Origin of the sequence: Anaerococcus sp. (genome assembly GCF_022770135.1) — a bacterium.
Classification (GTDB): domain Bacteria; phylum Bacillota; class Clostridia; order Tissierellales; family Peptoniphilaceae; genus Anaerococcus.
Genome location: NZ_JALEIL010000003.1, coordinates 1 through 3,957, shown reverse-complemented (window position 1 = coordinate 3,957; position 3,957 = coordinate 1). Strand labels below are relative to the sequence as shown.

At 39.6% G+C, this 3,957-nt stretch carries 3 protein-coding genes and 1 pseudogene; 1 reads left to right on the top strand and 3 read right to left on the bottom strand.

Translation table 11 applies throughout. The features are described 5' to 3' along the window. Positions 1-297 (bottom strand): annotated as a pseudogene (locus tag MRZ08_RS00215) (hypothetical protein); the annotation flags it as partial. A gap of 28 nt (positions 298-325) precedes the next feature. Next, a complete protein-coding gene (locus tag MRZ08_RS00210; RefSeq protein ID WP_290878590.1) occupies positions 326-1,111 on the bottom strand; it encodes a putative ABC transporter permease in 786 nt (261 codons plus the stop codon). A 1,085-nt stretch (positions 1,112-2,196) separates the two neighbouring features. Here MRZ08_RS00210 and MRZ08_RS00205 point away from each other — a divergent pair. Then, positions 2,197-3,501, top strand: coding sequence for a Na+/H+ antiporter NhaC family protein (locus MRZ08_RS00205; protein WP_290878588.1), 1,305 nt, complete (start codon positions 2,197-2,199; stop codon positions 3,499-3,501). A gap of 77 nt (positions 3,502-3,578) precedes the next feature. On the opposite strand, the gene MRZ08_RS00200 is transcribed toward MRZ08_RS00205, so the two are convergent. Further along, positions 3,579-3,957: LPXTG cell wall anchor domain-containing protein (locus MRZ08_RS00200; protein WP_290878586.1), on the bottom strand; the 379-nt coding region annotated here is incomplete at its 5' end.

Genomic DNA, 3,957 nt, shown 5'->3' with positions numbered 1-3,957 from the left:
GAAGATTTTGATATGACCATTGCGGGGGGTGCTTTCAAAAAACCTCTTCATAGTTGGGAACTTATCATCGTAGGCCTCGTCCTTCTCGAAGACTTCCACATCAAAATATTTAGGATTAAGCTCTCTACTTATATCATTTATCACATAGCCCTTGCCAGATGACTCGAAGCCATCAACCATGATAAGAATTGGAATCTCTAGGTTCTGGCAAATCCTAGCAAGTCTTCCCACTCTCTGGGCAAGCTCTTTCCTTTTAAAATCAGTAAAGCGCATTTCTCTTTTTTCGTTCAACTTCATGGACAATCCCCCTTTATTGATTCATACCCTACTTTTCATTCAAATCTTTAAGTTTCTCCTCAATTCTTAGCCTAAGATTTGGATAGGCCCTGATAATCCTTCTCTCGGATTTCTTATCTAAGACTTTCTTTAGGTCAAGCCTTAACCTCTCCCCTCTCCTATCGAGATTTTGGCCAAGCTCGCTATTTTCAAACTCTTCTCTTTTCTCCTTAAGGTCTAGGCTTCTTTCTGCAACCTTCCCACCAATCTTATCTGAAACTTGCTTGATCCTAGCTGAAGACTTTTCAATCTCCTTGAACTTCTTGTTGACTCCTAGAATCATATTAACTGTAGCAAGTAAGTCCACAAACAAGACTAGGGCAAAGATTAAATCAAATCCTAAGAGAAATTTTGTAGAAAACTGACTTACTAATTGAGCTACTAGGGGATGGATTACTTCATATAAGATAAAGCAAAGTGCAGCCCAAATTAGGGAAAACTCAAGACAAATATAGCCTCCTATATTGAGGACCTTGTCAGAGTAGTCCCACCATTTCATATGAAAAAGCTTCTCCAAAACAAAGCCTGTGATAAGCTCGATTAGACTTGCTATAAACATAGAGGCAACTAAGAGGATTAGCTTGTTAGAAGAATCCACCAAGCTTAAAAAGTACAAGACTGCCACAGCTCCAAAGCCATAGACAGGACAATAGGGTCCATTAAGAAAACCACTATTTACAAAAACTCCCCTCCTCATTGCCTTAAATGAAACTTCAAGTATCCAGCCTATAAAGGCATAGATAAAAAAATAAGTTAAATAATATTCAAAATTCATAACTACCCTTTCTAAGAAAATTATTATTATATATAACTATACCCGCTTTGGGACAATAATATATTGTTAAGGAAAGAAAGACATACTTTATCTTAAGCAAATAAGAAGCTAGCCATGGCTTATTTGCTTTATTTATATAAGATAAAAGAACTTTTCCTTATATCGACCATCTACCCCTTATGTCGAGCGAAGTCGAGACATCTCACTGAGTTCCCACCTCGACAGAGCGAAGCGACGAGAGGTCTACAGTCTAAGACGACATGTATAATTAAAGATAAAGTATATCTAAGAAACTACATTGATCTCAAGAGACTTCTCCACAAGGTCGAAGTAAGGGAACATCATCGCTTCACACAACATTATTGAAGCACATTTCCCTTATATCTAATGGTTCTGGCCACAATGAACGATAGTAAATTGATGGCAGCCCTTAATCGAGGGAGCCCTCGTCATGGGCCACTATTTTGCAGAGCAAAATAGTGCAGTATCCTTTGTTAATATTAACAAAGGATAAAAGAACGATGACTATCGTTCTAAGTTAATAAGATGAAGGTCAAGCTATGCTTGTCCCGAATCCGCAAACTACCGTCGAGCGGAGCGAAGCGTAGTCGAGATATCTCACAGAAATCACCAATTGGATATGTACTCTTATCTTTAATGGTATATCCGCTATGGACTCTATCCCTTATATCGACCGAAGTGGAGATATCTCATACAATTTTCCACCTCGACAGAGCTTCCACGAGGAAGCGACGAGAGGTCTACAGTCTAAGATGACATGTAAATATAAATATAAAAGTTATCTAAGAACGTACACTAATCACAAGAGGCTTCTCCGCAAGGTCGAAGCAAGGGGGATTTTTGAACAATGTAATAGTAAGCAATTTCCCTACCTTATGTCTAGCGAAGTCGAGATATCTCACGAGCATTCTACGGCCTAAAACGACACTTATATATTTAAGAGAAAACACAGCCTTACAAAAAATATTTCTTAAGCAACTTTGAAATTTCCACCTACTTGTGTTAGAGTGTTTAGAGAATATAAGCCCTTTAAAGTTAAAAACCATAAATCGAGAGGAAAAATTATGACAGAAAACAATAAAATTTCGGCCAAGGCTTTGATTCCTTTTGGGATTTTCATTGGCCTTTACCTAGCCACAGGCCTAATTCTACAAATCAAAGGAGTCGAGATGGCCTTTTACCAGCTACCTGCCCCTATAGCAGTCTTTGTCGCAATTATAGCAGCCTTTTTTATATTTGAAGGAAGTATAGAAGATAAGTTCGATACCTTAGTTTCAGGTTGTGGGGACTCTAATATCATTATTATGTGTTTGATCTACCTACTAGCAGGAGCCTTCTCCTCCCTTGCCAAGGCCTCAGGCGGAGTAGACTCTGTAGTTGCCCTAGGACTTTCCTTTATCCCAACAGGCTTTCTTACAGCAGGAGTCTTTCTCATAGCTTCCTTTATATCAATAGCTACAGGATCATCTGTAGGCACTATCACCGCCCTTGGCCCAATCTCAGTAGGGCTTGCTAATACTAGCGGTATAAGCCTTGCCCTAATGCTGGGTGCCTTGGTGGGCGGAGCAATGTTTGGGGACAATCTTTCCATAATCTCCGATACAACCATAGCCGCAACCAGGAGTCAGGGTTGTGATATGAAGGATAAGTTTAAGATGAATGCCAAAATCGCCATACCTTCCGCAATCCTAACTATAATCCTTCTTCTAATATTCGGAGCTCCGGAAGCTACGACAAGTCCGACAGACCTTACTTACGACCTTTTATCAATTATCCCCTATCTATTTGTCCTCATAGTTGCCCTTATGGGAGTCAATGTATTTGTCGTACTTACTGGAGCAATTGGACTTTCCTCTGCTCTTTTGCTCCTAAGAGGATCTTCCATTATAGATATATCCCAAATTATCTGGGAAGGCTTTACAGGAATGTTTGAGATTTTCCTTCTTTCTATGCTTATAGGAGGCCTGTCCAAGATGGTGGCAGATGAAGGAGGAATCAATTGGATAATATCCAAGATTAAAATCTTCGCCACAGACGTTAGGACAGGAGAGCTTGGCATAGGGGCCCTCGTATCCCTAGCGGATATTTGTGTCGCCAATAACACTGTAGCAATCATAATCTCAGGGCCTATAGCTAAGAAGATGTCTAGAGAATTTGGGATTGATCCAAGGCGTAGCGCCTCACTCCTCGATACCTTCTCCTGTGTATTCCAAGGAATAATCCCCTATTCAGCCCAGGTCCTCATAGCGGCAGGCTTTACCGGAGGAGCCCTAGCTCCCTTCGAGCTTATTCCTTTCTTCTGGTATCAATTTATCCTTGGCATCTTCGCCATAATCTCAATCCTAGCTCCTAGTAAGAATAAAGAATAATCCTAATTTTAGGCAAAAGAAAGCCCTAGCTTCCATATTTGGAAAACTAGGGTTTTTCCTTTGTCTATTTTAGACTATTAGCTTAAAGGCTCTTTTTTCTTCTTAGTGTAGATTAAAACTCCTCCAAGCATTACGATAAGTCCAATTATCGCAAATCCAATCCATACACCAGGTCCACCTGTGAATGGGTATTCTACCTTGCGGTTTTCGACTGGTATTGGCGTAATATTTGACTTATCTACATCTACATAGATTGGACCAGTGCTTGATAAGCTATTTATATCAAGACTGTAATCAGCAGTATCTAGTATTGTGTTATCGATAATTTCTGCTCTTTGATCTACTTTTGTTGTATCAGTAGCTAATTGTCCAGTGTATTCTACAACTATAGTGTCAGTTGTTGATACGTCTGAAGTTTCATCTCCTTTTCCAAGAAGTTCTTTTAGTGAATATCTT

Excerpts from the sequence above, each read along its gene's own strand:
- MRZ08_RS00210 (WP_290878590.1), bottom strand. The coding sequence starts at position 1,111 with ATGAATTTTGAATATTATTTAACTTATTTTTTTATCTATGCCTTTATA.
- MRZ08_RS00205 (WP_290878588.1), top strand. The coding sequence starts at position 2,197 with ATGACAGAAAACAATAAAATTTCGGCCAAGGCTTTGATTCCTTTTGGG.